The 25096-nt window shown below is 65.9% G+C and carries 27 protein-coding genes; 15 read left to right on the top strand and 12 right to left on the bottom strand.

Going from position 1 to position 25096, the window contains the following annotated elements; all coding sequences use genetic code 11:
- Window positions 1–89: 89 nt before the first annotated feature.
- Complete coding sequence (locus D4754_RS12985; protein ID WP_121064227.1) at window positions 90–494, top strand: PaaI family thioesterase; 405 nt, start codon at window positions 90–92, stop codon at window positions 492–494.
- Between the two features lie 200 nt (window positions 495–694).
- Window positions 695–1381, top strand: a complete 687-nt coding sequence (locus D4754_RS12980) for a hypothetical protein (protein WP_420837211.1) — start codon at window positions 695–697, stop codon at window positions 1379–1381.
- 152 nt (window positions 1382–1533) lie between these two features.
- On the opposite strand, the gene D4754_RS12975 is transcribed toward D4754_RS12980, so the two are convergent.
- From D4754_RS12975 to proS, 3 genes are all read right to left on the bottom strand, one after another.
- Window positions 1534–2220 carry an ABC transporter ATP-binding protein gene (locus tag D4754_RS12975; RefSeq protein ID WP_121064224.1) on the bottom strand — a complete coding sequence of 229 codons (687 nt, stop codon included), beginning with the start codon at window positions 2218–2220 and terminating at the stop codon, window positions 1534–1536.
- On the bottom strand, window positions 2213–3499 hold the full coding sequence (locus tag D4754_RS12970; protein WP_121064222.1) for a lipoprotein-releasing ABC transporter permease subunit: 1287 nt from the start codon (window positions 3497–3499) through the stop codon (window positions 2213–2215). The genes D4754_RS12975 and D4754_RS12970 overlap by 8 nt, the downstream gene beginning before the upstream one ends.
- A 327-nt stretch (window positions 3500–3826) precedes the next feature.
- A complete protein-coding gene (gene proS / locus D4754_RS12965; RefSeq protein ID WP_121064220.1) occupies window positions 3827–5167 on the bottom strand; it encodes a proline--tRNA ligase in 1341 nt (446 codons plus the stop codon).
- A gap of 231 nt (window positions 5168–5398) precedes the next feature.
- Between proS and D4754_RS12960 the strand changes: the two genes are divergently transcribed.
- From D4754_RS12960 to D4754_RS12910, 11 genes are all read left to right on the top strand, one after another.
- A complete protein-coding gene (locus D4754_RS12960; protein WP_121064218.1) occupies window positions 5399–5824 on the top strand; it encodes an organic hydroperoxide resistance protein in 426 nt (141 codons plus the stop codon).
- A 332-nt stretch (window positions 5825–6156) separates the two neighbouring features.
- Window positions 6157–7152: a hypothetical protein gene (locus tag D4754_RS12955; RefSeq protein ID WP_121064216.1), complete on the top strand. Its 996-nt coding sequence runs from the start codon at window positions 6157–6159 to the stop codon at window positions 7150–7152.
- A 92-nt stretch (window positions 7153–7244) separates the two neighbouring features.
- Window positions 7245–8312 carry an AI-2E family transporter gene (locus D4754_RS12950; protein ID WP_121064214.1) on the top strand — a complete coding sequence of 356 codons (1068 nt, stop codon included), beginning with the start codon at window positions 7245–7247 and terminating at the stop codon, window positions 8310–8312.
- Window position 8313: 1 nt separating this feature from the next.
- Window positions 8314–8991 (top strand): P-loop NTPase family protein, encoded by a 678-nt coding sequence (locus D4754_RS12945; RefSeq protein ID WP_121064212.1) that lies wholly within the window; start codon window positions 8314–8316, stop codon window positions 8989–8991.
- 182 nt (window positions 8992–9173) lie between these two features.
- Window positions 9174–10781, top strand: coding sequence for a Ppx/GppA family phosphatase (locus tag D4754_RS12940; RefSeq protein ID WP_121064210.1), 1608 nt, complete (start codon window positions 9174–9176; stop codon window positions 10779–10781).
- Between the two features lie 14 nt (window positions 10782–10795).
- The gene (locus D4754_RS12935; RefSeq protein ID WP_121064208.1) at window positions 10796–11290 is read left to right on the top strand and encodes an MAPEG family protein; all 495 of its coding nucleotides are present in this window, start codon (window positions 10796–10798) and stop codon (window positions 11288–11290) included.
- Window positions 11291–11590: 300 nt separating this feature from the next.
- A complete protein-coding gene (locus D4754_RS12930; RefSeq protein ID WP_121064206.1) occupies window positions 11591–12208 on the top strand; it encodes a VOC family protein in 618 nt (205 codons plus the stop codon).
- On the top strand, window positions 12205–12726 hold the full coding sequence (locus D4754_RS12925) for a GNAT family N-acetyltransferase (protein WP_121064204.1): 522 nt from the start codon (window positions 12205–12207) through the stop codon (window positions 12724–12726). The genes D4754_RS12930 and D4754_RS12925 overlap by 4 nt, the downstream gene beginning before the upstream one ends.
- Before the next feature lie 10 nt (window positions 12727–12736).
- The gene (locus D4754_RS12920) at window positions 12737–13450 is read left to right on the top strand and encodes a molecular chaperone DjiA (RefSeq protein WP_121064202.1); all 714 of its coding nucleotides are present in this window, start codon (window positions 12737–12739) and stop codon (window positions 13448–13450) included.
- An 8-nt stretch (window positions 13451–13458) separates the two neighbouring features.
- Entirely contained in the window at window positions 13459–14472 is a 1014-nt protein-coding gene (locus D4754_RS12915; RefSeq protein WP_121064200.1) for an endonuclease/exonuclease/phosphatase family protein, read from the top strand.
- 42 nt (window positions 14473–14514) lie between these two features.
- Window positions 14515–14913, top strand: a complete 399-nt coding sequence (locus D4754_RS12910) for a hypothetical protein (protein ID WP_240453876.1) — start codon at window positions 14515–14517, stop codon at window positions 14911–14913.
- 277 nt (window positions 14914–15190) lie between these two features.
- Here D4754_RS12910 and scpA read toward each other — a convergent pair whose 3' ends face one another.
- Entirely contained in the window at window positions 15191–17320 is a 2130-nt protein-coding gene (gene scpA, locus D4754_RS12905; protein WP_121064773.1) for a methylmalonyl-CoA mutase, read from the bottom strand.
- Window positions 17321–17482: 162 nt separating this feature from the next.
- Here scpA and D4754_RS12900 point away from each other — a divergent pair, with 162 nt between their 5' ends.
- Together D4754_RS12900 and D4754_RS24240 are read left to right on the top strand one after the other, a co-directional pair.
- Window positions 17483–17956 carry a DUF4174 domain-containing protein gene (locus tag D4754_RS12900; protein ID WP_240453875.1) on the top strand — a complete coding sequence of 158 codons (474 nt, stop codon included), beginning with the start codon at window positions 17483–17485 and terminating at the stop codon, window positions 17954–17956.
- Window positions 17957–18063: 107 nt separating this feature from the next.
- On the top strand, window positions 18064–19068 hold the full coding sequence (locus D4754_RS24240) for a calcium-binding protein (protein WP_205589630.1): 1005 nt from the start codon (window positions 18064–18066) through the stop codon (window positions 19066–19068).
- 283 nt (window positions 19069–19351) lie between these two features.
- Here D4754_RS24240 and D4754_RS12890 read toward each other — a convergent pair whose 3' ends face one another.
- The 8 genes from D4754_RS12890 to D4754_RS12855 form a co-directional block, all read right to left on the bottom strand.
- Window positions 19352–20014: a hypothetical protein gene (locus D4754_RS12890; RefSeq protein ID WP_121064198.1), complete on the bottom strand. Its 663-nt coding sequence runs from the start codon at window positions 20012–20014 to the stop codon at window positions 19352–19354.
- Window positions 20015–20018: 4 nt separating this feature from the next.
- Window positions 20019–22064, bottom strand: a complete 2046-nt coding sequence (locus D4754_RS12885) for an acetyl-CoA carboxylase biotin carboxylase subunit (protein ID WP_121064196.1) — start codon at window positions 22062–22064, stop codon at window positions 20019–20021.
- Between the two features lie 249 nt (window positions 22065–22313).
- Complete coding sequence (locus D4754_RS12880) at window positions 22314–22523, bottom strand: hypothetical protein (protein ID WP_121064194.1); 210 nt, start codon at window positions 22521–22523, stop codon at window positions 22314–22316.
- A 124-nt stretch (window positions 22524–22647) separates the two neighbouring features.
- A complete protein-coding gene (locus tag D4754_RS12875) occupies window positions 22648–23013 on the bottom strand; it encodes a hypothetical protein (RefSeq protein ID WP_121064192.1) in 366 nt (121 codons plus the stop codon).
- A 40-nt stretch (window positions 23014–23053) separates the two neighbouring features.
- On the bottom strand, window positions 23054–23515 hold the full coding sequence (locus D4754_RS12870; RefSeq protein ID WP_240453874.1) for a DUF6497 family protein: 462 nt from the start codon (window positions 23513–23515) through the stop codon (window positions 23054–23056).
- Window positions 23512–24132, bottom strand: a complete 621-nt coding sequence (locus D4754_RS12865; RefSeq protein ID WP_240453873.1) for a cupin domain-containing protein — start codon at window positions 24130–24132, stop codon at window positions 23512–23514. Before D4754_RS12865 ends, D4754_RS12870 begins: the two co-directional genes overlap by 4 nt.
- A complete protein-coding gene (locus D4754_RS12860; RefSeq protein ID WP_121064190.1) occupies window positions 24129–24659 on the bottom strand; it encodes a hypothetical protein in 531 nt (176 codons plus the stop codon). Before D4754_RS12860 ends, D4754_RS12865 begins: the two co-directional genes overlap by 4 nt.
- Window positions 24656–25045 (bottom strand): RidA family protein, encoded by a 390-nt coding sequence (locus tag D4754_RS12855; protein WP_121064188.1) that lies wholly within the window; start codon window positions 25043–25045, stop codon window positions 24656–24658. The genes D4754_RS12860 and D4754_RS12855 overlap by 4 nt, the downstream gene beginning before the upstream one ends.
- Window positions 25046–25096: the final 51 nt, after the last annotated feature.

The following is a 25096-nucleotide window of genomic DNA, read 5'->3' as shown; positions in this document are numbered from 1 at the left end:
CGCCCGAACGAAGCACTGCGTCCACACATCTGCCCGCTCGACGGCACGGAAACGTCCCGCTAACGTGCCCCTGAAGGCGGGAGGCACGCATGACACCGGACGACCTGCAGACGATCCTGCAAGACAACTTCGCCGACTGGGTCCGCGCGCTGGAACCCGACGTGCGCGAGGCCGAACCGGATCACGTCCTGGTGCGGATGCCGCTGGGTCCGCACCTGTCCCGCGTGGGCGGCATCGTCTCGGGACAGGCACTGGCGGCGCTGGCCGATACATCGATGGTGCTGGCCGCCGTCGCGCATGCCGGCGTATTCAAACCGCTAGCCACCACCGACCTGCACACCCAGTTCCTGCGCCCAGGCGTCGGCACGGCGATCCTGTGCCGGGCAATGGTGGTGCGGGCAGGCAAGGCCCTGATCTTCGCCCGCGCCGAGATGACGGAAGAGGACAGCGGCAAGATGGTCGCCACCGCCACGGCCACATTCTTCGCGCCGTGAGGCCGTTTCGAGGGCGTGAACAAACCGCCAACGTCCGTGGGACGCCCGGGGAGAACGCCACCCAGCGCAGTCAACAGTTGGATGGACCAGTCCGGCCGCTCGCTGACCGCGATCCGCGGCCCCCCGCGCGCGGCCTGTAACTGCCTGGTGAGCGCCCCTACCCCTCCGCAGAAAACCGGGCTAGCGTGCGCGCCATGACGATCCTTCGCGCGACCGTGCTCGCGCTTCTCGCCCTCTCGCTTGCTGCCTGCGGCCGTCCCCTGACGGAGACGGAGAAGGCCTTCGTTTCCTCGCTTCAGGGGCCGGACTTCGCGCAATCCCGCATAAGGGTGGTGGAAGGCGCGCCGGTCGGCAGCGTCACCTTCCGCCGCCAGCCGCGCCCCCGCGTCGCCTGCCGCGAACGCATCCTGCCGCCGCCCAGGGACGAGATCGTGACGACGAAACCGGCCGCGGTGGCGCTCTTCAACAAGGTCTATTTCGTCAAGGACTGGTACCTGCCCGATTACCTGCCCGGCTATCCCGACCGTCTCTACCTGATCGAGGCGATGCTGCTGGGCCACGAGATGACCCATGTCTGGCAATGGAAGAACCGCGACGTGACGGGCTACCACCCCCTGCGCGCCGCGCTGGAACACACCGCGTCGGACGACCCCTACCTGTTCGACGTCGACAAGGACGCCGAATTCCTGTCCTTCGGCTATGAACAGCAGGGCGCCATCGTCGAGGAATTCGTCTGCTGCCGCGCGCTGGCCCCCAAGGGCGCGCGCACGAAGCGGCTGCACGCCATGCTGGCGGAAGTCTTCGACGTGGCCGCCCTGCCCCAATCGCGCACGTCCGACGTGTTCCTGCCGTGGGACGGGGCCGAGCTCGACGGCATCTGCGACTGACGCGTCCCCGTCGCGTGGGGACGCTGTGCCCACACCCCTGAAGTATTTGAAGACCAGAGGAGCAAGGATGGTCCCCTGTTTCTTCTTTTCCCAAATACTCCCGCCGGAGGCAGACCATCGTCGATGCGTTCAAACCGGCAGGTAACCGGAGATCACCCGACGAGGCGGCCCTCTTCCATCCGCAGCACCCGGTCCATCCGGGCGGCAAGGTCCGTGTTATGGGTCGCGACCAGTGCTGCCAGCCCCTCACCACGCACCAGTGCCATCAGCGCTTCGAACACGCGGTCCGACGTGGCGGGATCGAGGTTCCCCGTCGGCTCGTCCGCCAGCAGGATCCGCGGCCGGTTGGCCAGCGCGCGGCAGAAGGCGACGCGCTGCTGTTCGCCGCCCGACAGGGCCGCGGGCCGGTGATCGGCGCGGGAGGCAACGCCTACACTGTCCAGAAGGTCGCGGGCCCGGGCGCCCGCCGCGGCCCGCGCGATGCCATTGGCCAGTTGGGGCAGGATCACGTTTTCGGCCGCCGAGAATTCCGGCAGCAGGTGGTGGAACTGGTAGACGAATCCCACGTCGCGCCGCCGCACGCCGGTGCGCGCGGCATCCGGGGCGCCGCTCAGATCCTGGCCGCCGATTTCGACGGTGCCGTCGTCGGGCGTGTCCAGAAGCCCCGCGATATGCAGAAGCGTCGACTTGCCCGCGCCCGAGGGGGCCACCAGCGCCACCGCCTCTCCCGCGCGCAGGTTCAGGTCGGTACCCCGCAGGACGGCGACCTCGTTCGGCAGACCGGCATTGTAGGTCTTGGTCACACCCGCCAGCCGCAGGACCGTTTCACCCTCACTCATAACGCAGCGCCTCGACCGGGTTCATTCGGGCCGCGCGGCGGGCCGGGAAGATCGTGACAAGGAAGGACAGGCCCATCGACAGCCCCACCGCCGACAGCACGTCGTCCAGGTGCAGTTCGGCGGGCAGCGCATAGATACCGCGGATCTGCGGGTCCCAGACGCCGCCGCCGGCGATGAAGTCCACCGCCGCGAAGATCGGATCGATGTAGATCGCGAAGAGACAGCCCAGCGTCACGCCCAGCACGGTGCCCGCCACGCCGGTGGCCGAGCCGCACAGGAAGAAGATGCGCAGGATCGACCCTTCGCTCAGCCCCATCGTTCGCAGGATACCGATATCGCGGCCCTTGTTCTTTACCAGCATGATCAGGCCCGACACGATGTTCATCGTGGCGATCAGCACGAGGATCGAGAGGATGACGAACATCACGTTGTCTTCCATCTGCAGCGCGCGCAGGAAGCCGCCCTGCATGTCCTGCCATGTCCAGACAAGCGCCGCGGGCCCCGCGGCCTGCAGCAAGGCCGGGGTCATGCGTTTCACATGTTCGGGGTCTTCCAGCATGACCTCGACCTGGTCGGCCACGCCTTCGCGGTTGAAATAGCTCTGCGCCTCGGCGAAGGGCATGTAGATGCGGGTGCGGTCGATGTCGTAGCGCCCGGCCGAGAAGACGTAGACGACCTCGTACCCCTTGACCCGGGGGCTGGTGCCGAAGGCCGTTTTCACTCCTTCGGGCGAGATCAGGCGGATGCCGTCCCCCGCCGTCACCCCCAGTTCGCGCGCCAGCGCCGAGCCTATGGCGATGCCTTCGTCGAACCGTGCGAGATCGCCTTGCGTGCGTTCGCTTTCGGCGATGCCGGGGATGGCCGCAAGATCACTGGCCGAGATGCCGAATACCTCGGCCCCGCCATTGTAGCCCTGGTTGGTGGCCATGACCTGCCCCTTCACGAGGGGGGCAACGCCGGTGACACCGGGCACGGCGCCCAGCCGTTCGGCAAGGTCGGCGTAGTCGGCGATGGTGCGGTCCACTGTTCCCTGCTCGTTCACCTGCCCGGCCGAATAGATCGTGGCATGGGCATTGGCGCCAAGGATCGTGTCGACGAATTCGGCGCGGAAGCCCGACCGCACGGCGAGCGTGGCGATCAGCGCGGCCACGGCCAGCGTGATGCCGATCAGGCTGATCCATGTCATCACCGACACCCCGCCCTCGGCGCGGCGGGCGCGCAGGTAGCGCCAGGCGATCATCCATTCGAAGGCGGCAAAAGGCGCCGGTCCGTCGGCCATGCAGGCACCTCGGGTTGGGTAGGGTCGGGCGGACCCTGTGCGTTTGCCCTGCTCGCGTCAAGCTGGGGAAGATCAAAGATGCGCGGGGGATGGCCGCCTGCACTGGCAGCCGATCTCAGCCCCCGGAGCGCAAACCGGCCAAAGTGCCCGGGCCCAAACCGCCGCCGGATCCGTAGGATGCGTGCTCTGCACGCACCATCAAAATCGGTACCCGGGAACGGTGCGTGGAAACCACGCACCCTACGGCAACAGGGCACCCCGGTTCACACAGCCGTAGGGTGCGTGCTTCGCACGCACCATCCCCGGCCACAATTTCCCCGGATCTGCTCAGAGAACGCCCTGATAGATCTTCACGATCTCGTCCACCGCCGCTTCGGGCGTCATCTCGGTACTCTCGCCGGTCTTGCGCGAGGTCAGCTCGACCACACCGTTCTTCAGACCGCGCGGGCCCACCGTGATCCGCCATGGCAGACCGATCAGGTCCATTGTGGCGAACTTCGCCCCGGCCCTTTCGTCCCGGTCGTCATACAGCGGATCCAGCCCCTTGGCTTTCAAAGCCTTGTAGAGACCGTCGCACGCGCCATCGGTTTCCGCATCGCCCTGCCGCAAGTTCACGATGCCGGCATGGAACGGCGTCACGCCCTCGGGCCAGATGATGCCGTTGTCGTCGTGGCTGGCCTCGATGATCGCGCCCAGCAGGCGCGACACGCCGATCCCGTGCGACCCCATGTGAACCGGCACGGCCTCGCCATCGGCGTTTTGGACGGTGGCGCCCATCGCTTCGGAATACTTGGTGCCGAAATAGAAAATCTGCCCCACCTCGATCCCGCGTGCCGTGCGGCGGCGGTCTTCGGGCACCTCGTTGAACAACGCCTCGTCATGCGTCTCGTCCGTGCGGGCATAGCGCGAGGTGAACTCTTCCAGCACCGACTGGCATTCCGCGACATCGTCGTAGTCGATCTCCCGGTCGCCGAATTTCAGGTCGGTGATGGCGCTGTCATAGAAGACCTCGGATTCGCCCGTGTCGGCCAGCACCAGGAATTCATGGGTGTAATCGCCGCCGATCGGACCACCATCGGCGCGCATCGGGATCGCCTGCAGGCCCATGCGTTCGTAGGTGCGCAGGTAGGTCACAAGATGGCGGTTGTAGGCGTGAAGCGCCGCGTCCTTGTCGACGTCGAAATTGTAGCCGTCCTTCATCAGGAACTCGCGCCCGCGCATCACGCCGAAGCGGGGGCGGACCTCGTCCCGGAACTTCCACTGGATGTGATAGAGCGTCAGCGGCAGATCGCGGTAGCTGGAGACGTTCTTGCGGAAGATGTCGGTGATCATCTCCTCGTTCGTGGGGCCGTAGAGCATGTCGCGCTCGTGCCGGTCGGTGATGCGCAGCATCTCCTCGCCATAGGCATCGTAGCGGCCGCTTTCGCGCCACAGGTCGGCCGGTTGGAGCGTGGGCATCAGAAGCGGGATATGGCCCGCGCGCTGTTGTTCTTCATGCACGATCTGCTGCAGGCGCTGCAGCACCTTGTAGCCCAGCGGCAGCCAGGAATAGATCCCCGCCTGCTCCTGCTTGATCATGCCGGCCCGCAGCATCAGGCGGTGGCTGACGATGGCGGCTTCGGAAGGGGTTTCCTTCAGGACGGGCAGAAAATAGCGGCTCAGGCGCATTTGGTCTCTCGCAGACAGGGTCAGGCTCCGGCGAGCGGTGTAGGCCATAGGCGGATCAAGAGCAATCCGGCAAACCGGCAGATGGCGTAGGGTGCGTGCAGAGCACGCACCCTATGGCGATGGGATCGCAGCACATAAAGTTCACACAATTATATTTGACACAATTTAATTGCTCCCTATTTAGATAGGGAGCGGACGACACCGTCCGGCAGCGAATTGAAGGAGAGTACCATGAGCGATCTCTACAGCACCCAGGCCACCGCCATCGGCGGGCGCCACGGCACGGTGAAAACCTCGGACGGGCTTCTGGACCTGAGCCTTGCGATCCCGAAGGAAATGGGCGGCCAGGGCGGCGCAACCAATCCCGAACAACTGTTCGCGGCAGGCTACGCGGCCTGTTTCGAAAACGCGGTTATCCATGTCAGCCGCTCGATGGACACCAAGGTCCGCGACAAGGATATCGAGGTCACGGCGACCGTCGGCATGAACCAGAACGATGCGGGCGGGTTTGCGCTGAATGTCGGCATGGATGTTTCGATCACTGGTGTGGACCAGCCCACGGCGGAAAAGATCGTCGCGGCGGCGCACTCGGTCTGCCCGTACTCCAATGCCGTCAAAGGCAATGTCGACGTCGACATCAAGGTAAGCACGACGTGACGACGGAGGCAACGGAAGCCGGACAGACCGGGCATGCGCCCGGTCAAGGATGGCATCTGTTGCACGGGGGCTCTGCCCCCGCCCTCGCCTGCGGCGAGGACTCCCCCGGAGTATTTGGGGAAAAGAAGAAGGGGACGCGCGCCGTCTTCTCCTCCAAATACTCCCACCGGAGGCATCCGGCAGGAACGGCAGGCGCCGTCCGTGATCGAGAGTGTCGGGGCTGCGAAGCCGAACCTTTCATGGTTGTCAGGGCACGTGCCTCGAATCCTCTTTCGCGGTCCCGCGAAGGGGCATAGGCATGCGCTGACCTCAAGCGTTATGGGAGCTGCCCCATGCCTGTCTCAATCCAACCTGCAACACCGGACGATGTAGAGGTTCTGACCGGCCTTCTGCTGAGCGATGCAGCGGCCCGGCAATCGGCCGATCCAGTTCTGTGGAAGATCGACGCCGATGCGGCCGAGAAGATCGAAACAGCGCTCCGGTCCGCCATCGAAGCCACCGCACCGCCGTTCCGCCAGCAATGGCTGGTGGCCGAGGCTGACGGCGCAGCGGTGGGCGTGGTGCATACGATCCTGCTGCCTGTGCCGCCGATCTATGCCGGGGAGCAGGGTGCGCCAGGCCTGATCATGGAAGACAGCCATGTCGCGCCTGACGCCCCCGACGGCACGGCCGCCGCGCTGCTCGCCGCGGCAGAGGAGGACCTGATCGGTGCAGGTGCGGAGATCCTGCTGATCTCCTCGGCGACTGGCGGTGCTTGGGAGGCGGTCGTGGCCGATCATGCCTACGATCCGCTTACGCTCTACCTTGCCAAATCCGGGCTGGCGCGCGCCGAGTCGCACGCTTCGGTGCGCAAGGCTAGAACTGACGACCTGCCCGGGATCGTGACGCTCAGCGCCGAACACCGGCAGATCCTTTTCGATCTGAACACCTTCTGGAAACCCCATGCCGAGGCCGATACCCGCTTCGGCAACTGGATGGGCAAAAGCCTGACACTGACCGACCGGGACATGTTCGTGTCGGGCCGCGGAGGCGGGCTGACAGGTTACGCGATCTCGCAACCCGCCACGCCGCTCCATTTCCCGCCCGCCCATGACATCGGCGCGACGGGGGTCATCGACGATTTCTACCATGTCGCAACCCGCGATCCGGCGCGCGACGGCCCCGGCCTGGACGAGGCCCGGGCGCTGCTTGGCGCCGCCGAAGGTGCGCTGGCGGACCGGCAGAACGACGCTGTCATCGTTGTCTGTCCCGCGGCATGGACGTCGAAACGGCGGTTGCTGGAAGACGCGGGATACGCGACCGCGATAACCTGGTACATCAAGCGGTAAGTCCCGCGAGCCTGTTGCGCCGCCGGCCGCTTTGCGCGATGTCTGGTCACGGGTGAGGTCCGCTGCGGCGGCGTCTGTCAACGAGGGTTTGCATGGCACTTCCGGTAGGTACGCAGTTTCGCTACTGGGGCATCGCCCTGGTGGTGCTGGCCGTCGTGTTCTGGTACCTGGGCAACGTGCTGCTGCCCTTCGTGATCGGCGGCGCGATCGCCTATTTCATCGATCCCATCGCCGACCGGCTGGAACGCTGGGGCCTGTCGCGCACGGCTGCCACGGCGCTGATCACCGTGCTGGGCATACTTCTGTTCGTGACCGTCTTCCTGCTGGTCGTGCCGACGCTGATCACCCAGACGACCGAACTGATCCAGATCGCCCCGCAGATCTTCCGCGATGCCCGCGATTTCCTGACCGAGCGGTACCCGGATCTTCTGGAACCCGATTCGACCCTGCGCAACGCGCTGGCCACCGTCGACGAGACGTTGAAGAACGCGGCCACCACTATCGCCGGGGCGGCGCTGGGATCGGCCATGTCGTTCGTGAACATGCTGATGCTGGTGGTGATCGTGCCGGTCGTGTCGGTGTACCTGCTGCTCGACTGGGACCGGATGATCGCCAATATCGACGAGCTTCTGCCGCGCGACCACGCCCCGGTGGTCCGCCAGCTGGCAAGCGAGATCGACCGGACGCTGTCCTCCTTCGTGCGCGGGATGGGCACGGTCTGCCTGATCCTTGGCATCTACTATGCCGGTGCGCTGATGCTGGTGGGACTGCAATTCGGCCTGGTGGTGGGTTTCGTGGCCGGCATGGTCACCTTCATTCCCTATCTCGGCGCGCTGATCGGCGGGGTGCTGGCAATCGGGCTGGCGCTGTTCCAGTTCTGGGGCGAGTGGACACAGGTCGGGCTGGTGGCCGGGATCTTCATCGTGGGCCAGGTGGTCGAGGGCAATTTCCTGACGCCACGGCTGGTGGGCAATTCCGTGGGCCTGCATCCGGTGTGGCTCCTGCTGGCCCTGTCCGTCTTCGGGGCGCTGTTCGGCTTCGTGGGTCTCTTGATCGCGGTTCCGGTCACGGCGGCACTGGGGGTGCTTGCACGTTTCGGGGTGCGGCAATATCTGCAAAGCAAGCTTTACACGGGTTTGTCGGGACCGGACGTCGACTGACATGGAAGAACAGCTCAGCTTCGATCTGCCCGTGCGCACGGCGCTGGGGCGGGAGGATTTCTTCCTGTCTCCCGCCAATGCGCTGGCCGTCACCGCGCTGGATGGCGACTGGCCCGATGGCAAGCTGGCGCTGATCGGCCCGGCGGGATCGGGAAAGACCCACCTTGCCCATGTCTGGGCGGCCGACAGCGGCGCCGTGATCGTTCCCGCCAGTGGTCTGGCCGAACGGGATCTGCCCGCGCTGGCGGAAGGCCCCGTCGCGGTCGAGGACGTGCCCCGCATCGCAGGCCACCGCGACGACGAGACCGCGCTTTTCCACCTGCACAACATGCTGGCCGCGAACGGCAACCGCCTGCTGATAAGCGGCCGCACGGTGCCGCGGCGTTGGGCCCTGGTCCTGCCGGATCTGCAAAGCCGTTGCGAAGGCGCCACGGTCGCCAGCCTCGATCCGCCCGACGATGCCCTGCTGGCGGCGGTGCTGCAGAAGCTGTTCCGCGACCGCCAGATCATGCCGAAGGGCGCGGTGATCCCCTATCTTGTCCGCCATATGGAGCGCACGTTCGAGGCCGCCGCCCGCATCGTCGCCCGGATGGACCAGATCGCGCTGGACAAGGCGCGCGGGGTGACGGTGAAGCTGGCCTCGGAAGTGCTGGCCGAGGAGGCGAACGGCGCGGCCTGAGCTTTCCCGGTGCCGCCCCAGCGCCCCGGCGGGCGCCCCAAGCGATTTGCCGCCGAAACGCCCCGACCCCAATCAGGGGCTTGTCCCAATATGACGCATCTGCACAACTTGACCCCACAAGGCACTGGCAGATAGCTGGGCCGAGCTCAGGAACCGGGCACCATGGCGGGAGTTGAAGACCCATGGAGACATCGCGGAGCGGAGCCGGCGGCCGACTGCCGACCAGACATGCAAGCGCTGCGGACGGCACGGCCGGACCGGGCGCGGCTGGAAGCGATCCCGCCTTTTTCGACCGTCCCCTGTTCGAGGACCCGCGCGCACGGAACCTGTCGCGGGTGGGCGTCGTGGACATCGGCTCGAACTCGGTCCGGCTCGTGGTGTTCGACGGCGCGGCGCGGTCGCCTGCCTATTTCTACAATGAAAAGGTCATGTGCGCGCTTGGCGCCGGCATGGCCGAAACCGGCCGCCTGAACGCTCTTGGCCGCGAACGCGCGCTGGCCGCGCTGCAGCGGTTCCAGTTGCTGGCGCAGGGCATGGGCCTGCCGTCGCTGACAGTGGTGGCCACGGCTGCGGTCCGCGATGCCATCGACGGCCCCGATTTCTGCGAAGAGGCCCGTCGCGTCACCGGCCTGAAGATCTGGGTGATCTCGGGCGAGATGGAGGCGCGCTTTTCCGCGCAGGGCGTGCTGCTGGGCTGGCCCGGATCCTACGGGCTGGTCTGCGATATCGGCGGCTCGTCCATGGAACTGGCCGAGATCCGGGACGGCATCGTCAAGAAAACCACCAGCTCTCCGCTCGGCCCCCTGAAACTGCGCGACATCGATGGCGACGGACCCGAACGCGCCAAGGTGATCAAGGACACGCTGGACCGCATGTCCGACCAGTTCGGCCCCCAGCACGACCGCCTGTTCCTAGTCGGCGGCAGCTGGCGCGCAATCGCCCGGATCGACATGATGCGCCGGGCCTATCCGCTACAGGTGCTGCACGAATACCGGATGAGCTATGACGACGTGATGGCCACCGTCGACCTGATCGCAGGATCTGACCCGGCCGAGCTGCGCCTTCAGGCCGGTATCTCAAACAACCGGATGGCGCTTGTCCCCATCGCGGCCGAGGTTCTGGGCCGACTGGTCAAGGTCTTCAAGCCGGCCGATATCGCGGTGTCGTCCTACGGGATCCGCGAAGGGCTGCTGTACGAATACATGCCCAAGAAGCTGCAGGACCGTGATCCCCTGATCGAGGCCTGCCGATTCTTCGAAGCCAAGGATGCCCGCCTGCCGGGGTTCGGTCGGACGCTCTACGATTTCGTCCTGCCGCTCTTTCCCGATGCGGAGCCCGCCCGTCTGCGTCTCATCCGCGCCGCCTGCCTGCTGCACGACGTGTCGTGGCGGTCGCATCCCGATTACCGGGCCGAGGTCTGTTTCGAATACGCCACCCGCGCCAACCTTGGCGGGCTGAAACACTGGGAACGGATCTACCTCGGGCTCGCGCTCCTGCACCGCTATCGCAAGAACCGCGAAGGCACCCCGTTCGAGGCGCTCTACGATCTGCTGGACGAAGACAGCCGGAAAGAGGCCGAGATCCTGGGCAAGGCCCTGCGCTTCGGCGCAATGCTGTGGATGCAACCCGAAGCGCAGATGGCGACGCTGGACTGGGATCCGGAGGCGCGCAAGCTGCACATGCACATGCGCCGCGATGTCAGCGCGCTGTATGGCGAGGTGGCCGAATCCCGGCTGACCTCGCTTGCCAACGCGCTTCAGGCCGACCTGTCGGTGTCGCTCTACGAATAGGGGGGGGACGGAGTATGGGCCAGCAGCGCACCATCGCCATCGGAATGGCCATGGGGGCGGTATGCGCGCTCTGCCTTGTTCTGCTGCCCGCCGTCGTGACCCTGCCGGACCTGACACCGATGCAGGCGCTGCCGGTGGCGTACCTGTTTCCCGCGATAATTTTGGTCGCCGTCATCGGCCGGATCGCGCAACGACGGTTCTTCGATGAAGACCTGATCGACGGGGATCGCCCAGCGCCGCATACGGCAGCCGAGATCGATCAGCGCGTCCTGACCAACACCGCCGAACAGGCGCTGATCGCGGCGCTTGTCTGGCCGTTCGTCGCGATGGTTCAGGGCGGTGCGGCCGTCATCGTCCTCGGCGCGGGCTTCGCGGTCTTCCGTACCATCTTCTGGCTCGGCTACCACGCCGCCCCGCCCTTCCGGTCGATGGGGTTCGCCGGGACCTTCTATGCGACGGTCCTGGCCCTGATATGGTCCGGGCTCAGCTGGGCCGCACGGACCTTCTGACGCCGCAGTGCGCCCGATCAGGCTTCCGGACACAAAAGGCTATCTGCGTCAGTTTCGCCGTCTCCGGCGGGTCAAGCGCCGCTTTGCCGGGGCGCCCGGTTTGCCTCTGGCCCACGCCCGGGGCCGGCAAGGAGGATCCCGGCACGGGATCCGACGGGGGTGGGCAGGCGGGCCGGTCCCGGGCGTGGGCCAGAGGCGGGACAGAGACAGGCAGAACGGCGACGCCTTGCGGAGCAGCGCAATCCCGGGCACTCCTCGCGAAACCGGGAAGCACCGGACCAACGACAAGGGAAGTCCAACATGACGCGCCTCCGCCTCGATCACATCGCCGTCGCCGGAAACACGCTGGCCGAAGCGAAGGCCCATATCGAAGACGCTCTCGGTGTGTCCCTGCAGCCCGGCGGCCAGCATCCCCGCTTCGGCACGCACAACACGCTCCTCGGGCTGGCCGACGGTCTCTACCTCGAAGCCATCGCCATCGATCCCGATGCGCCGAAACCCGACCGCCCGCGCTGGTTCGGTCTTGACCAGTTCGGCGGCCCTGCCCGCCTGACGACCTGGATCTGCGCCACCGACGATCTTGCCGACCTGCCCCCCGGCATGGAGGATGCAGGGAGCCCCGTGGCCCTCACCCGCGGCGATCTTGCGTGGCAGATGTCGGTTCCCGATGATGGCGCCCTGCCCTTCGACGGCCTGCACCCGGCCCTGATCCAGTGGGAGGGCACCGCCCACCCCGCCGCGCGGCTTGCCGATGCGGGATGCAGGCTCCTGCGTCTCGATATCCGCCACCCCGACGCGGCGCAGCTGTCGGCCCGGCTCACGCCGCATCTCGACGATCCGCGGCTGTCCTTCGCGACCGGCCCGGCCAGCCTCAGCGCCGAGTTCGAAACCCCGCACGGCCGCCGCGTCCTGACATGATCCGACCGGCCGATCCCGCCGACGCCCCGGCCATCGCCGCGCTCCAGAACCGCGCGATCCGCGAGACCGACATCACCTTCACCACCGAGGAAGTGGCGGAGGCCGACATCGCGGCCCGGATCGCCCAACGCCTTCCGGCCTTCCTTGTCGCGGAAACCGGGACGGGCATCGCGGGATTTGCCACCTATGGTCCGTTCCGCAGCGGGCCGGGCTACGCCTTCGTGCGCGAACACACGATCCATGTCGCCCCCGCCGCATGGGGCCGCGGGATCGGCCGCGCCCTGATGCAGGAGCTGGAACGGGTTGCCCTTGCGGACGGGGTCGATATCCTCATCGGCGGCGTCAGCGCCACGAACCGCGACGGACTTGCCTTCCACACCCGTATCGGTTTCACCGAAACCGGTCGTCTGCCCGCAGTCGGCCAGAAATTCGGCCGGAGGCTGGATCTTGTATTGCTTCAGAAATTTCTTCGCCCCGCAGGCCCAGACGGCCCTGACAGTCTGCCCGGCACAGGCTAATCTGCCCCCCATGTCACTCTGGACACGCATAGCGCAGGCGATCGCCGCTCTTCGCCACGGCGAAAGCCTGGCCGAAGTCTTCGCACGTCTGCGCACCCCGCCCGAACGCTCGGTCGGCTTCGCGATTGCCGTGATCGCCATCGGCGCCAAGATGGCCAAGGCCGATGGCCACGTCACCAAGGACGAGGTCACGGCCTTCCGCGAGGTCTTCCACATCGCCCCCGAAGACGAAGCCGGCGCGGCCCATGTCTTCAACCTTGCCCGCACCGATGTCGCGGGCTTCGACGTCTACGCGCGCCGCATTGCCGCGATGTTCCGGGACGATCCGAAAACCCTGTCGGACCTTGTCGAGGGCCTGTTCCACATCGCCCTGGCGGATGGCGACTATCACCCCGACGAGGACGAGTTCCTGACCCGCGTGGCCGAGATCTTCGGCATTCCCGATCCCGCCTTCAAGGCGATGCGCGCCCGCTTCGTGCCCAACCTGCCGCGCGATCCCTACACAGTGCTCGAAGTCACGCCCGACACCCCGCCCGACGAAATCCGCCGCACCTACCAGCGGCTCGTCCGCGAGAACCACCCCGATGCGATGATGTCCCGCGGCGTGCCGCCCGAAGCGGTGCGCCTGGCCGAACGCCGCATGGCCGACATCAACTCCGCCTGGGAAGAGATCGGCCGCCATCGCAGGGGCGACCAGCGCCACGCCGCGCCCGATCCGGCCTGACGGGCACGATGCGGATCGCCACCTACAATATCGAATGGTTCGCCAACCTCTTCGACCGCGCCGATCACCTGACGGCCGACGATCTGCCATCGGGCCATGACGGCTCCAGCCGCGCCCAGCAGGCCGAAGCCCTGGCGACCGTCTTTCGCGCGCTCGATGCCGATGCGCTGATGATCGTCGAGGCGCCCAATACCGGGCGCAAGCAGAACACCATCCGCGCCCTGGAAGGCTTTGCACAGGAATACGGCCTGCGCACCACCGCCGCCGCGATGGGCTTTCCCAGCCCCACCCACCAGGAACTGGCGCTGCTCTATGACCCTGCGAAGCTGTCGGCCGAACACGATCCCCGTGGCCGCGTCGCCGGCCCCGACGGCAGCGCCCGCGCGCCCCGCTTCGATGGCGCCTTCCGGATCGATCTCGACGCCGACGGACAACAGGATCTGGTGCGGTTCTCGAAACCGCCTATGGAGCTTGCCCTGACCACCGCCTCGGGCACCGCGCTGCGCCTGATCGGCGTGCATCTGAAATCGCTCTCGCCCCGGCGCACCGGCACCCATGACGAGATCATGGCTCGCCTGATCGCCGACCGCCGCAAGCAGCTGGCGCAGGCCGTCTGGATCCGCTCGCGGATCGACATGCACCTGGCCGAAGGCGACCACGTCATCCTGATGGGCGACCTGAACGACGGCCCCGGCCTCTTCGCGTTCGAGGACCTGTTCAGCCGCTCGTCCTTCGAAATCCTGCTGGGGCGCGAGATGCACGATCCGCACGCCCGCGCGGCCCTCCAGCGCCCGGGTGCCGGGCATCCGACGACGACGCGCTACAAGCTCGAGGATGGCAAGCGCTATGCCCAGGCGCTGATGGACTACGCGATGCTGTCGCCCGGGCTGGTCGAACGCGGCGCGCGCTGGCGGGTCTGGCATCCGTTCGACGATGTCGAATGCTGGGAAACCCCCGCCCTGCGCGATGCGCTTCTGGCCGCGTCCGACCATTTCCCGGTGACGGTCGATCTGGAGATCTGACCCGCCCCACACTTGCAGGCTGTGACAACGCGCCCTATCTCCATGGCCATGCCATACCGCCTGCCCGCCGCCCTGTTCCTGTCTGCTTGCCTGACCGCGCCTGCCGCGGCGCAGGATCCGGTCGAGGACGGCGCCTCGAAGATCCAGCGCGGGCTGGGCATGCTGCTGGACGGCCTGCGGGATGAGGCAGCCCCGACCCTCCGCCAGTTTCAGGATCTCGCCGACCAGGTGGGCCCCGGCATGCGCGACTTCGTCGAAGAAATGGGGCCGGCCCTCACCGACCTGATCGATCAGGTCGAGGACTGGGCCAATTACGAGGCGCCGGAGATGCTGCCCAACGGCGACATCATCATCCGCCGCAAACTGCCGGAGCCCGAGCCCCCGGCAGACACCCCCGCGCTGCCCGTCCCGCAAGATCCGGACACAACGACAGATATCTGACGCACCTTCTCGGGCCCGATGGCATGCAATCGCCTGCCATCGCCTCCAGATGCGTGCGGCCGCTTTCCCCCCGCCCCTGAGGTGTATCCGGACCAAAGAAGTACGAGCTCAACGCCCGGTCTTCTTTGGTCTCCCATTACCTCCGCCGAAGGCGGACAGGCGTAGCGGCAGGCCCTTCGGTGCCAAGTCCGGGACCATACATCTCGCGCCCGAAGCGCCAAGGCGGGCCCCGAAGGGGACCGCCGGGGGGAGGTGGGTGGGGCGCTGAGGGCGCGTTTCAGGTGCGGGTGGCGCGCACGATTTCCAGGATTTCACGCGCGGCCTTCGGGATGTTGGTCCCCGGGCCGAAGATCGCCTTCACACCGCTATCGTACAGATACTGGTAATCCTGCTGCGGGATCACGCCGCCGCAGATCACGATCACGTCCTCGGCGCCCGCCTTCTTCAGCTCGGCCACCAGCTGCGGCGCCAGCGTCTTGTGCCCCGCCGCCTGCGAGGAAATCCCCACGATATGCACGTCGTTGTCCACAGCGTCCTGTGCCGCTTCGGCCGGAGTCTGGAAGAGCGGCCCGACGTCGACGTCGAAACCGATATCGGCGAAGGCCGTCGCGATCACCTTGGCGCCGCGGTCGTGGCCGTCCTGGCCCATCTTCACCACCAGCATCCGTGGGCGGCGGCCTTCTTCATCGGCGAAGGTCTCGATGTCCTTCTGGATCTGTGCAAAGCCCTCGTCGCCCTCGTAGGCCTTGCCATAGACCCCTGCCAGCGTCTTCACTTCGGCCCGATGGCGGCCGAACACCTTTTCCATCGCCATGCTGATCTCTCCAACACTTGCCCGGGCCCGCGCGGCCTCGACCGCGCCTTCCAGAAGGTTTCCGCCCTCGCGCGCGCGGCGCGCAAGTTCGTCCAGCGCGGCGGTACAGGCCGCGTCGTCGCGTTCGGCCCGCAGTTTCTCCAGCCGCGCGATCTGGCTGGCGCGGACCTTGACGTTATCCACATCCAGGATGTCGATCGGGTCTTCCTTGTCCTTGCGGTACTTGTTGACGCCGACGATCACCTCGTCCCCGCGATCAACATTGGCCTGCCGCATGGCCGCCGTCTCCTCGATCCGGAGCTTGGGCATGCCCGAGGCCACGGCCTTGGTCATGCCGCCCATTTCCTCGACCTCCTCGATCAGCTCCCACGCCTTTTCGGCCAGATCGGCGGTCAGTTTCTCCACGTAATAGGATCCCGCCAGCGGATCGACGACATTGGTGACACCCGTCTCCTCCTGCAGGATCAGTTGCGTGTTCCGCGCAATCCTGGCCGAGAAATCGGTGGGCAGCGCGATGGCCTCGTCCAGCGCATTGGTGTGCAACGACTGGGTACCGCCCAGGACCGCCGACATCGCCTCGTACGCCGTGCGGATAACGTTGTTGTAGGGGTCCTGTTCTTGCAGGGACACGCCCGAAGTCTGGCAGTGTGTCCGCAGGATCGACGATTTCGGATTCTTCGGCTCGAACTCCGACATGATCTTGTGCCACAGCAGCCGCGCGGCGCGCAGCTTCGCTGCTTCCATGAAGAAGTTCATGCCGATGCAGAAGAAGAACGACAGGCGGCCGGCGAACTTGTCCACGTCCATGCCCGCTGCAATCGCCGTGCGGACATATTCCCGCCCGTCGGCCAGCGTGTAGGCCAGCTCCTGCACCAGGTTCGCGCCGGCTTCCTGCATGTGGTAGCCCGAGATCGAGATCGAATTAAAGCGCGGCATCTCGTTCGCGGTGTATTCGATGATGTCCGCGATGATCCGCATCGAAGGTTCGGGCGGATAGATATAGGTGTTACGGACCATGAACTCCTTCAGGATGTCGTTCTGGATCGTGCCCGACAGCACCGACTTGTCGTGTCCCTGCTCTTCGCCGGCCACGATGAAGTTCGCCAGCACCGGGATCACCGCGCCGTTCATCGTCATCGAGACCGAGACCTTGTCCAGCGGGATGCCGTCGAAAAGGATCTTCATGTCCTCGATGGAATCAATCGCCACACCCGCCTTGCCGACATCGCCTTCCACCCGCGGGTGGTCGCTGTCGTAGCCGCGGTGGGTGGCTAGGTCGAACGCGACTGACACGCCCTGCTGACCGGCGGCAAGGTTGCGGCGGTAGAAGGCGTTCGATTCCTCGGCCGTGGAAAAGCCCGCGTACTGCCGGATCGTCCAGGGGCGGCCCGCGTACATCGTGGCCTTGGGCCCGCGCGTATAGGGCGCCGCGCCGGGGATCGAGCCCATGTGCGGCAGGCCTTCCGTGTCGGCCTCGGTGTAAAGCGGCTGGACGTCGATGCCTTCAAGCGTCTTCCACGTCAGATCGTCGAGGCTTTTACCCCGAAGCTCGCTTTCGGCAATGGCGCGCCATTCTGCCTGCTTGTCGGTCATGGCGACTTCCTCCTGCATGTCGTTTGAATTGGGAACGGGCGGGACACGGTTGCGCCCTGCCTTGGATCGGGTCCGGGCCATATCGGCACCGGATCGGGATTTCTTTGCGCCCGTAGCGGAACTTTGATCGCATTCGCCGCGGGCGGGCTTATATTCATGTGCATGGGATTTTCGATCATACGCCGCGCCATCCTGATGGCCTTGCTGGCCGGCCTGACGGGCCCGGCCGTCCACGCGGCCGACGGCCAGCTGTCCGAGGCCGAACCGCTGATCCGGCCGGCGGGCGATACGTCGCTCGACAGCTTCCTGTGGACGCACCGGCCCATCGTGGTTCTGGCCGACAGCCCCGCCGATCCGCGCTTCGCAGACCAGATCGAAATGCTGGAGGCCGAGATCGAACGCCTTGCCGAACGCGACGTGGTCGTCCTGACCGACACCGACCCGTCCGTGCTGAGCCCTATACGTGAACAGCTGCGGCCGCGGGGGTTCCAGCTGGTGGTGATCGCGAAGGACGGCACGATCATCGCCCGCAAGCCATTCCCGTCGAGCGTGCGCGAGATTACCCGCACCATAGACAAGCAGCCCGCCCGCCAACGCGAGGTGGAAGAACGGCGTGGAGTGAATTTCGGGAACTGACCGCGGCGCCCAAGCGCCGGTACGATGTAACCAACTGGACGGACACTCTGCCTCCAGCCTAAATGCGCAACAGCCGATATGTGCGCGCAGTATTGGGAGTTAGCGATTTGCCTAGACTTGAAGTAAACGGAAGCTATCAGAGCATTCAGTCCGCGTTCTCCCAGATCGGAGAGATCATCTGGCCGACCATTGAGACCGGCTACGAATTCCTTCGGGGCAAAATCTATCAGAACGTCTTCGGAGCCTCGGTGCTCTTTTTTGGCCCTAACTCGACCGGAACCCATCTCGATACCATCCTCACGACAACAATCAATTTTTACGACCGGGGCGGTGAAAGCATCAGCCTGGAATTCTCCGGTTTCACGGTGGAACCGGGAGAGGTCCTTGTTGCCGCAGCGAACGGCTACAGGTTCGACACCGGCCCATGGTTGGCGAAGGCCAACGACGGAGACTACCGGGTGTTCGGGCAAGACTATTCGGACGATTTTCTCAGGCCCTTCGGCCCGTTCCTTTTTTCCGGCAATGACACGATGAAGGCCGGCAGCGGCGATGACCGCTTCTTCAGCGGCCACGGAAACGACGTGATTCTTGGGCAGGCCGGCCGGGATATCCTTTTCGGCGGCAGCGGCGACGACTTCCTCAAGGGCGGACGGGGCAAAGACACGCTGAAAGGCGGCGCCGGCAACGACAAGTTTCAAGGTGGCGGGGGACAGGACACGCTCTTTGGCAAGAGCGGGAACGACAAGCTGAAGGGCGGCGCAGGTCAGGACTTTGCCAGCGGTGGCGGTGGCGCCGACAGGGTGGCCGGCGGCGCGGGCGATGACACGCTGCGCGGCGGCAGCGGCAAGGATGTACTGCTGGGCCAGGCCGGCAACGACACGCTGATCGGCGGCGTGGGGGAAGATGTCTTCGTCTTTGGCCGGAAGGGCCGCGATATCGTGAAGGATTTCGAAGATCGCAAGGACAAGATCAGCATCCAGCACGCCGACCGTTTCAAGGATCTGACCATCAAGGACACCAAGAAGGGTGCGGCAGTCGAATTCGACGCGGGCAAGATGATCCTTGTCGGCATCGACGCCGACGATCTGGGCCCCGGCGATTTCCTGTTCTGATCCCGGTCGCACGGGCGGCGTGTCGCGACGGGCCGCCCATCTCTCCCCTGGCAGGGACAGGCAGGGCGCGAAGCGCGAGGACTGGAGCGGCGCGCAACCCGTGCCAGATTGCAAGACCGCCCCGAAACGCCTATATTGATGATGCAGGGTCCCCTTGCCCCGCAGTGAAGGAGACATAGCGATGAGTGCTTCCGCCAAGAACGCCCCGCGCACGCCAGTCTCCGGCCGCAACGGTCCCCGCCCGGGGTACTGAGCGCCGGATCCGCGCGCCGGGTCGACCATTTCAACCACCATCTGACCGGCCTTTCATGTAGGCCCGGTGTGCTGCATCCGCCGCGCGCCATCCCTGTTCGTGATACAGGTCGATCATCGCGCGCGCATGGGTGCCGTAATCCAGCGCCGCCGCTTTCAGGTTGATGTAATCCGAATAGATCTGCGCCCGCCGCCGCGGCGTGAGCGCCTTGAACCCTTCGCCGCGCATATCGTCGATCAACGTGTCCAGCGCGGCAAGCTGGCTGTAATAGGCCACCACGGGTTCGATGCTCGACCTTGGCAGGATGTGCAGTTCGCCCACGATGGATTGAAAAACCGTGTCGTTGCGTTCGCGCGGGACGAAGGGGATGAAACCCTCGGGCCCTTCCATCTGGTCCAGCATCTCGTTGCGGACCTCGGTCAGGTACTCGACGCTGCGCAGCGCGCCCATGTAGTGCCCGATCTCGGCCTTCAGCGCGCGGTGTACGTCCCGCAACCGCTCCGACCGGCCCAGTTGCTGGCTGAACTCGCGCAAGAGGAACGCCGCGAACCAGCCTGCGGCCACGACTACGGCGGCAATGGCGGCCTGCTGGACGCGGACCTGTCTCCAGTCGAGCGGCATCAGGATCAGCGCCGTCACGAGTATCGCGACGATGCCGAACAATGCCACCCAAAGAAGCCTGGCCCGCGTCATTGGATCACTCGAACTCCATGATCACTTCGTCGACGGCAAGGCTGTCGCCCGGGCCCGCGTTGATCTTCGACACGGTGCCCTTGCGTTCGGCGCGCAGGATGTTTTCCATCTTCATCGCCTCGACGGTGCACAGCGACTGGCCTTCCTGCACCTCGTCGCCGACCTCGACATTGACCTTCACGATCAGGCCCGGCATCGGGCAGAGCAGCATCTTCGATGTGTCGGGCGGCAGCTTTTCGGGCATCAGGGCCGCCAGTTCCGCCTGACGCGGCGTGCGGACATGGACCTTCAGGTCGGCCCCGCGCGTGCGCACCCGGAACCCGCCCGAGATCTTGCCAATCTTCAGCACCAGGGGCGCCCCCCCCACTGTCAGGCGGGCCAGCGGTTGGCCCGGACGCCAATCGCTTTCGACGCGCAGGTCGGTCCCGTCTTCGAAGGTCACGGTCGAGCCACCGGCTTCGGCGGCAATCGTCACCTTGTAGCTGTTGCCCTGCAACGTCACGACCCAGTTGTTGCCGACCTTGCGTTCGTGGTTGTCCATCCGGCCGGAAATCCGGGTGCGGCGGACTTCGCCCACGTAGTTCATCGCCGTCGTGGCCGCTGCGATGCGTTTCAGCTCCGCCTCGGGCAGCTCGACCCCTTCGAAACCGTCGGGATATTCCTCGGCAATGAAGGCCGTCGTGATCTCGCCCGACACGAAGCGCGGGTGATCCATCACGGCGGACAGGAACGGCAGGTTGTGCCCGATGCCCTCGACCTCGAAACTGTCGAGCGCCACGCGCATTTCCTCGATCGCCGCCTCCCGCGTCGCGCCCCATGTGCACAGCTTCGCGATCATCGGGTCGTAATACATCGAGATCTCGCCACCCTCGAAAACGCCGGTATCGTTACGCACGGCCTGCGCGGCCGTGGGCGCATCGCCATGCCATTTGCCGTTGTCGGCCAGCGGCCCGGCCGCGACCTCCTGCGGCGGGCGATAACGGGTCAGGCGGCCGATGGACGGCAGGAACCCGCGATAGGGATCTTCGGCGTAAAGCCGGTTCTCGATGGCCCAGCCGGTCAGTTTCACGTCGTCCTGCGTCATCTCCAGTTCGTGGCCGGCGGCGACGCGGATCATCTGTTCGACAAGATCGACACCGGTGATCAGCTCGGTCACCGGGTGTTCCACCTGCAGGCGGGTGTTCATTTCAAGGAAGTAGAAGTTCTTGTCGCCATCGACGATGAATTCCACCGTGCCCGCGCTGGCGTACCCAACGGCCTTGGCCAGCGACACGGCCTGTTCGCCCATCGCCTTGCGAGTTTCTTCATCGAGGAAGGGCGACGGCGCCTCTTCCACCACCTTCTGGTTCCGGCGCTGGATCGAACATTCCCGTTCGCCCAAGTAGATGCCGTTGCCGTGCTTGTCGCACAAGACCTGGATCTCGATATGCCGCGGCTGGGTCACGAATTTCTCGATGAAGATCCGGTCATCGCCAAAGCTCGACGCCGCCTCGTTCTTGGACGACTGGAAGCCTTCGCGCGCCTCATCATCGTTCCACGCGATCCGCATGCCCTTGCCGCCGCCACCCGCACTGGCCTTGATCATCACCGGGTAGCCGATCTCGCCAGAGATCTTCACCGCCTCGTCCGCGTCCGCGATCAGGCCCATGTAGCCGGGGACGGTCGACACGCCCGCCTCCTGCGCGATCTTCTTCGAGGTGATCTTGTCCCCCATCGCTTCGATCGCCTTCACCGGGGGGCCCACGAAGGCCACGCCCGCGGCATCCAGCGCCTCGGCGAATTTCGCGTTCTCGGACAGGAAGCCATAGCCGGGGTGCACCGCTTCCGCGCCGCTTTCCTTGATCGCGGCCATGATCTTGTCGATCACGATATAGGACTGGTTGGCGGGCGGCGGGCCGATATGGATCGCCTCGTCCGCCATTTCCACGTGCAACGCGTCGCGGTCGGCATCGGAATAGACGGCGACGGTGGCAATCCCCAGTTTGCGCGCGGTCTTGATGACGCGGCAGGCGATCTCGCCCCGGTTTGCGATCAGGATCTTGTTGAACATGGAACGTCCTTTGGTTTCGAGGGTCTGTTGGCGCGGGGCTGTCCGTCCGGGCCTGCCGCCACGCGGATCGGCGCGCACGAAGGGGCAGGCCCCGGCGCGGAAAAACGCGAAAAGGCCGCTCTGTGCGATGCGCACGGCGGCCGGAAACGGGTTTGATCTGGGAAAGGAGCGCTGCTGCGCCGGGCGGGGCCGCGGCCCCAAGGCCCGGCCACGCGCTTCATGCGCGGCGGCCGGGCCGGGAGAGCTGTGTCATTCACATGGCTGGTTGCCGAACTCGCACGCTGCAATGTTCGCGCCGGCACCGATGACGGCGCCCGTGACCGGGTTGTTCTGCGTGGCCGCGGCAACGGCCGCACCCGCGCCGCCGCCATAAAGCGCCTGCTTGCCGGTGGTGTCGCCGCAGGCCGCGAGGCCGCCGCCGATGACAGCGATGAGAAGAGCCGGTTTGACGAAAGGCATGGATCCGTTCCCCTTTGTTTCAAGATCTGGGTCTCGAAAGGGGTAACGGGCCGGTCCGCAATGTTGTTCCATATCATTCTTCCGGCTTTCCCGCAGGACGGCAAGGTCGGCAAAAACCGGCCGGTCATGCCCAGTCCTCCTCGTCCGGCTCGAAGGCCTGGGGGAAGCTGGCGCGCGCTGCGGCCTCGTCGATGATCAGAAGCGCATCATAGCTTGCCGGGTCGAACGGGTCTTCGACGGGCAGGACCTCGCGCCCGAACAGCCAGCTGATCCGCCCCGCATCGAGGTTGCCGCGCTCGAACGGTTCGGTGCCGAACTGCTGCCACAGCGCCTTCATGAATCCCGCATCGGCGCGGCGGTCGGCCGGGCGGCGGTCGGCGTGTCGTTCGCGCGACGTGATCGGCGTCACGCCCTTGGGGTTGGCGCGGCGGATGGTGAACTGGAAATCCGTGCCGGGCAGCCGGCCGGGAAAACCGCGGTGTTTCAGCATGGGGCTGTCTCCGGTCGGGGGATGGCGGGTGCGGTCATGGTCAGTACTCCACCCAGATGCAGCCAGTCCTGGCGGGCCGGTAGAATTCGAAGAACTGCGCCGCCTCGTGCGCCGTTTCGCCGAAAGGCAGCATCCGGTCGGAAAACGAGATCACGACGCGTTCCGGTTCCAGCCTGGTTTCGGCCAGGTAGGGCAGCACGACGTTGTCGCAGGTCCAGTCCATGTCGAGCATGGTCACATCATAGCTCACCCGCCCCGCATCGCCGCCGATCCGGGGCGCCACGAAGCGGAACCGCGCCCAGAGCTGGCCGGGCGTGTCGTCCATCAGCACTTCGAACAACGCCACCGGCTGGCCGGAGGGCACGTCGATGGCAACTTCCTCGGCCGCCGGGAAGGTCGGGATCAGGGCCAACGCCGCCGCACCGCCCCAGCACGCCCGGACGGGCGCGCGCCCGTGGGGACCGCAGCGGCGGATTGCAGGAGAACGCGGCGCACGGATCATGGGACGGCGGCCTCCGCGGTCGGGAATTCGGCGGGCGAGATAATTTCCAACAATTCCATGTCGTCGGAGTGCCGGACCTCGCGATGGCGGATACCGGGGGGCTGAAGCACGCAGGACCCTTCGCGCAGCATGTGCTCGCCCTGCCCTTCGTATTCGAAGACGACCCAGCCCTTCGTCACGTAGACCACCTGGAAGTCGAGATCATGCGTATGCCAGCCGCCGGGGCTTTCCATTCCCGGCACAGCGCGAATGACATGGGCGCCGTACTTGCCGCGGGTCGCGTCCTTGATGCCAAGGTCGCGGTATTCGAAGAAAGCGCGCAGCCCGCCGATGAACGGCCCCTTGTCGGCATGAGCAATGGAGAACGCCTGGTTTTTCCAGAGCCCTCCATCAGCAATCCTGTAGTCCAAACATGACTTGCAAGTTCTTGCGTTTTCGTAGCCTGACGCGCGTACAAACGCCATTCCGTCATCCAACGTACTGAACTCATGCCACTTGCTGTTCTTGTCGCTTTTGTCAGCGTGGATACCTTCACCATTGTTGCAATACCCGCACTCTGGCAGATGCAAAATGGCTTTCTTAAGCGTCCAGTTCTCGTAGACCCAACACCTCGTCATGGCTGACCTCCGCTACTGGCAGCTTCGTGGCGAATTGTTGCGACGATCCGCTGATCATCCTCCCGCCCGGCGTTCACGCCGGGCCGCGCCGACCCGCCCCCCGTCACGCCATTGGCGTGCCTTCGGCTCGACGGGCGGCGCGATGCGCCCCCCCGCGGGTCGGCGCGCCCCTCATCGCTTGTGATCGTCGTCATGCGAGTTGCGTGTCGCACCCAACGCTTCCGCTTGCGTGGATCGTTCAGAACACCTTCGATAGTCTCCACCACCGATGCCGAAACCGCCCCATCCACCTGCCCACCGGCGCACACGTGCAACCCATCCCCGGTCCGCGTCACCCGGACCACCGGGGAAAATCCCCGCAGCCGTTGCAGCGCGCGCCACAGGTCCTGCCGGACCTGCTGGGCGATCTTCAGACGGTTGGAATCCGCCAGCACGGTTTCCGCAGACACATCCATTCGCACCGGCAACCGCCGGGCCAGCACAAGGGTCTCGCCCTCGCTCAGGATATGCCAGCGGGCCTTCTTCACGGCCGCTTCGCGATGCAGTCGACTTCGACCAACGCGCCCACGGCCAACGCCGTCACGCCCACCGTTGTCCGCGCCGGCCGGCGGTCTTCGGGGAAATAGCCCTGATAGACGGCATTGAACCCGGCATAGTCACGCTCGAATTCGGTCAGGAAGCAGCGGCATTGCACGACATGTTCCAGCCCAAGGCCCAGCCCGGCCAGCACGATCTTCAGGTTCTCCATCACCCGTTCCGTCTGCGCCTCGATCTCCTCCGGAAGGGCCGCATCCGGCGCGTCGGGGTCGGTCGGCATCTGCCCGGTCAGGAAGACCCAGCCGTCGCTCTCCACCGCGTGGGAGAACGGCGCCACGGGCCGCGGCCCGCCCGGGATCATGTGAAAGTCGATCATCGGCTCTGCCCTCGCACCAGAAAAACCGCCCCGCCCGAACTGGACCGAGTC

Origin of the sequence: Chachezhania antarctica, assembly GCF_003646465.1 — a bacterium.
Taxonomy (GTDB): domain Bacteria; phylum Pseudomonadota; class Alphaproteobacteria; order Rhodobacterales; family Rhodobacteraceae; genus Chachezhania; species Chachezhania antarctica.
The sequence above is the reverse complement of the archived record's forward strand: the minus strand, read 5'-3'. Positions and strand labels throughout refer to the sequence as shown.

What these genes read in the sequence shown, in the direction of transcription:
- D4754_RS12985 (WP_121064227.1), top strand. Translation starts at nt 90, where the DNA reads ATGACACCGGACGACCTGCAGACGATCCTGCAAGACAACTTCGCCGAC.
- D4754_RS12975 (WP_121064224.1), bottom strand. Translation starts at nt 2,220, where the DNA reads ATGAGTGAGGGTGAAACGGTCCTGCGGCTGGCGGGTGTGACCAAGACC.
- D4754_RS12970 (WP_121064222.1), bottom strand. Translation starts at nt 3,499, where the DNA reads ATGGCCGACGGACCGGCGCCTTTTGCCGCCTTCGAATGGATGATCGCC.
- proS (WP_121064220.1), bottom strand. Translation starts at nt 5,167, where the DNA reads ATGCGCCTGAGCCGCTATTTTCTGCCCGTCCTGAAGGAAACCCCTTCC.
- D4754_RS12960 (WP_121064218.1), top strand. Translation starts at nt 5,399, where the DNA reads ATGAGCGATCTCTACAGCACCCAGGCCACCGCCATCGGCGGGCGCCAC.
- D4754_RS12955 (WP_121064216.1), top strand. Translation starts at nt 6,157, where the DNA reads ATGCCTGTCTCAATCCAACCTGCAACACCGGACGATGTAGAGGTTCTG.
- D4754_RS12950 (WP_121064214.1), top strand. Translation starts at nt 7,245, where the DNA reads ATGGCACTTCCGGTAGGTACGCAGTTTCGCTACTGGGGCATCGCCCTG.
- D4754_RS12945 (WP_121064212.1), top strand. Translation starts at nt 8,314, where the DNA reads ATGGAAGAACAGCTCAGCTTCGATCTGCCCGTGCGCACGGCGCTGGGG.
- D4754_RS12940 (WP_121064210.1), top strand. Translation starts at nt 9,174, where the DNA reads ATGGAGACATCGCGGAGCGGAGCCGGCGGCCGACTGCCGACCAGACAT.
- D4754_RS12935 (WP_121064208.1), top strand. Translation starts at nt 10,796, where the DNA reads ATGGGCCAGCAGCGCACCATCGCCATCGGAATGGCCATGGGGGCGGTA.
- D4754_RS12930 (WP_121064206.1), top strand. Translation starts at nt 11,591, where the DNA reads ATGACGCGCCTCCGCCTCGATCACATCGCCGTCGCCGGAAACACGCTG.
- D4754_RS12925 (WP_121064204.1), top strand. Translation starts at nt 12,205, where the DNA reads ATGATCCGACCGGCCGATCCCGCCGACGCCCCGGCCATCGCCGCGCTC.
- D4754_RS12920 (WP_121064202.1), top strand. Translation starts at nt 12,737, where the DNA reads ATGTCACTCTGGACACGCATAGCGCAGGCGATCGCCGCTCTTCGCCAC.
- D4754_RS12915 (WP_121064200.1), top strand. Translation starts at nt 13,459, where the DNA reads ATGCGGATCGCCACCTACAATATCGAATGGTTCGCCAACCTCTTCGAC.
- D4754_RS12910 (WP_240453876.1), top strand. Translation starts at nt 14,515, where the DNA reads ATGGCCATGCCATACCGCCTGCCCGCCGCCCTGTTCCTGTCTGCTTGC.
- scpA (WP_121064773.1), bottom strand. Translation starts at nt 17,320, where the DNA reads ATGACCGACAAGCAGGCAGAATGGCGCGCCATTGCCGAAAGCGAGCTT.
- D4754_RS12900 (WP_240453875.1), top strand. Translation starts at nt 17,483, where the DNA reads ATGGGATTTTCGATCATACGCCGCGCCATCCTGATGGCCTTGCTGGCC.
- D4754_RS12890 (WP_121064198.1), bottom strand. Translation starts at nt 20,014, where the DNA reads ATGACGCGGGCCAGGCTTCTTTGGGTGGCATTGTTCGGCATCGTCGCG.
- D4754_RS12885 (WP_121064196.1), bottom strand. Translation starts at nt 22,064, where the DNA reads ATGTTCAACAAGATCCTGATCGCAAACCGGGGCGAGATCGCCTGCCGC.
- D4754_RS12880 (WP_121064194.1), bottom strand. Translation starts at nt 22,523, where the DNA reads ATGCCTTTCGTCAAACCGGCTCTTCTCATCGCTGTCATCGGCGGCGGC.
- D4754_RS12875 (WP_121064192.1), bottom strand. Translation starts at nt 23,013, where the DNA reads ATGCTGAAACACCGCGGTTTTCCCGGCCGGCTGCCCGGCACGGATTTC.
- D4754_RS12870 (WP_240453874.1), bottom strand. Translation starts at nt 23,515, where the DNA reads ATGATCCGTGCGCCGCGTTCTCCTGCAATCCGCCGCTGCGGTCCCCAC.
- D4754_RS12865 (WP_240453873.1), bottom strand. Translation starts at nt 24,132, where the DNA reads ATGACGAGGTGTTGGGTCTACGAGAACTGGACGCTTAAGAAAGCCATT.
- D4754_RS12855 (WP_121064188.1), bottom strand. Translation starts at nt 25,045, where the DNA reads ATGATCGACTTTCACATGATCCCGGGCGGGCCGCGGCCCGTGGCGCCG.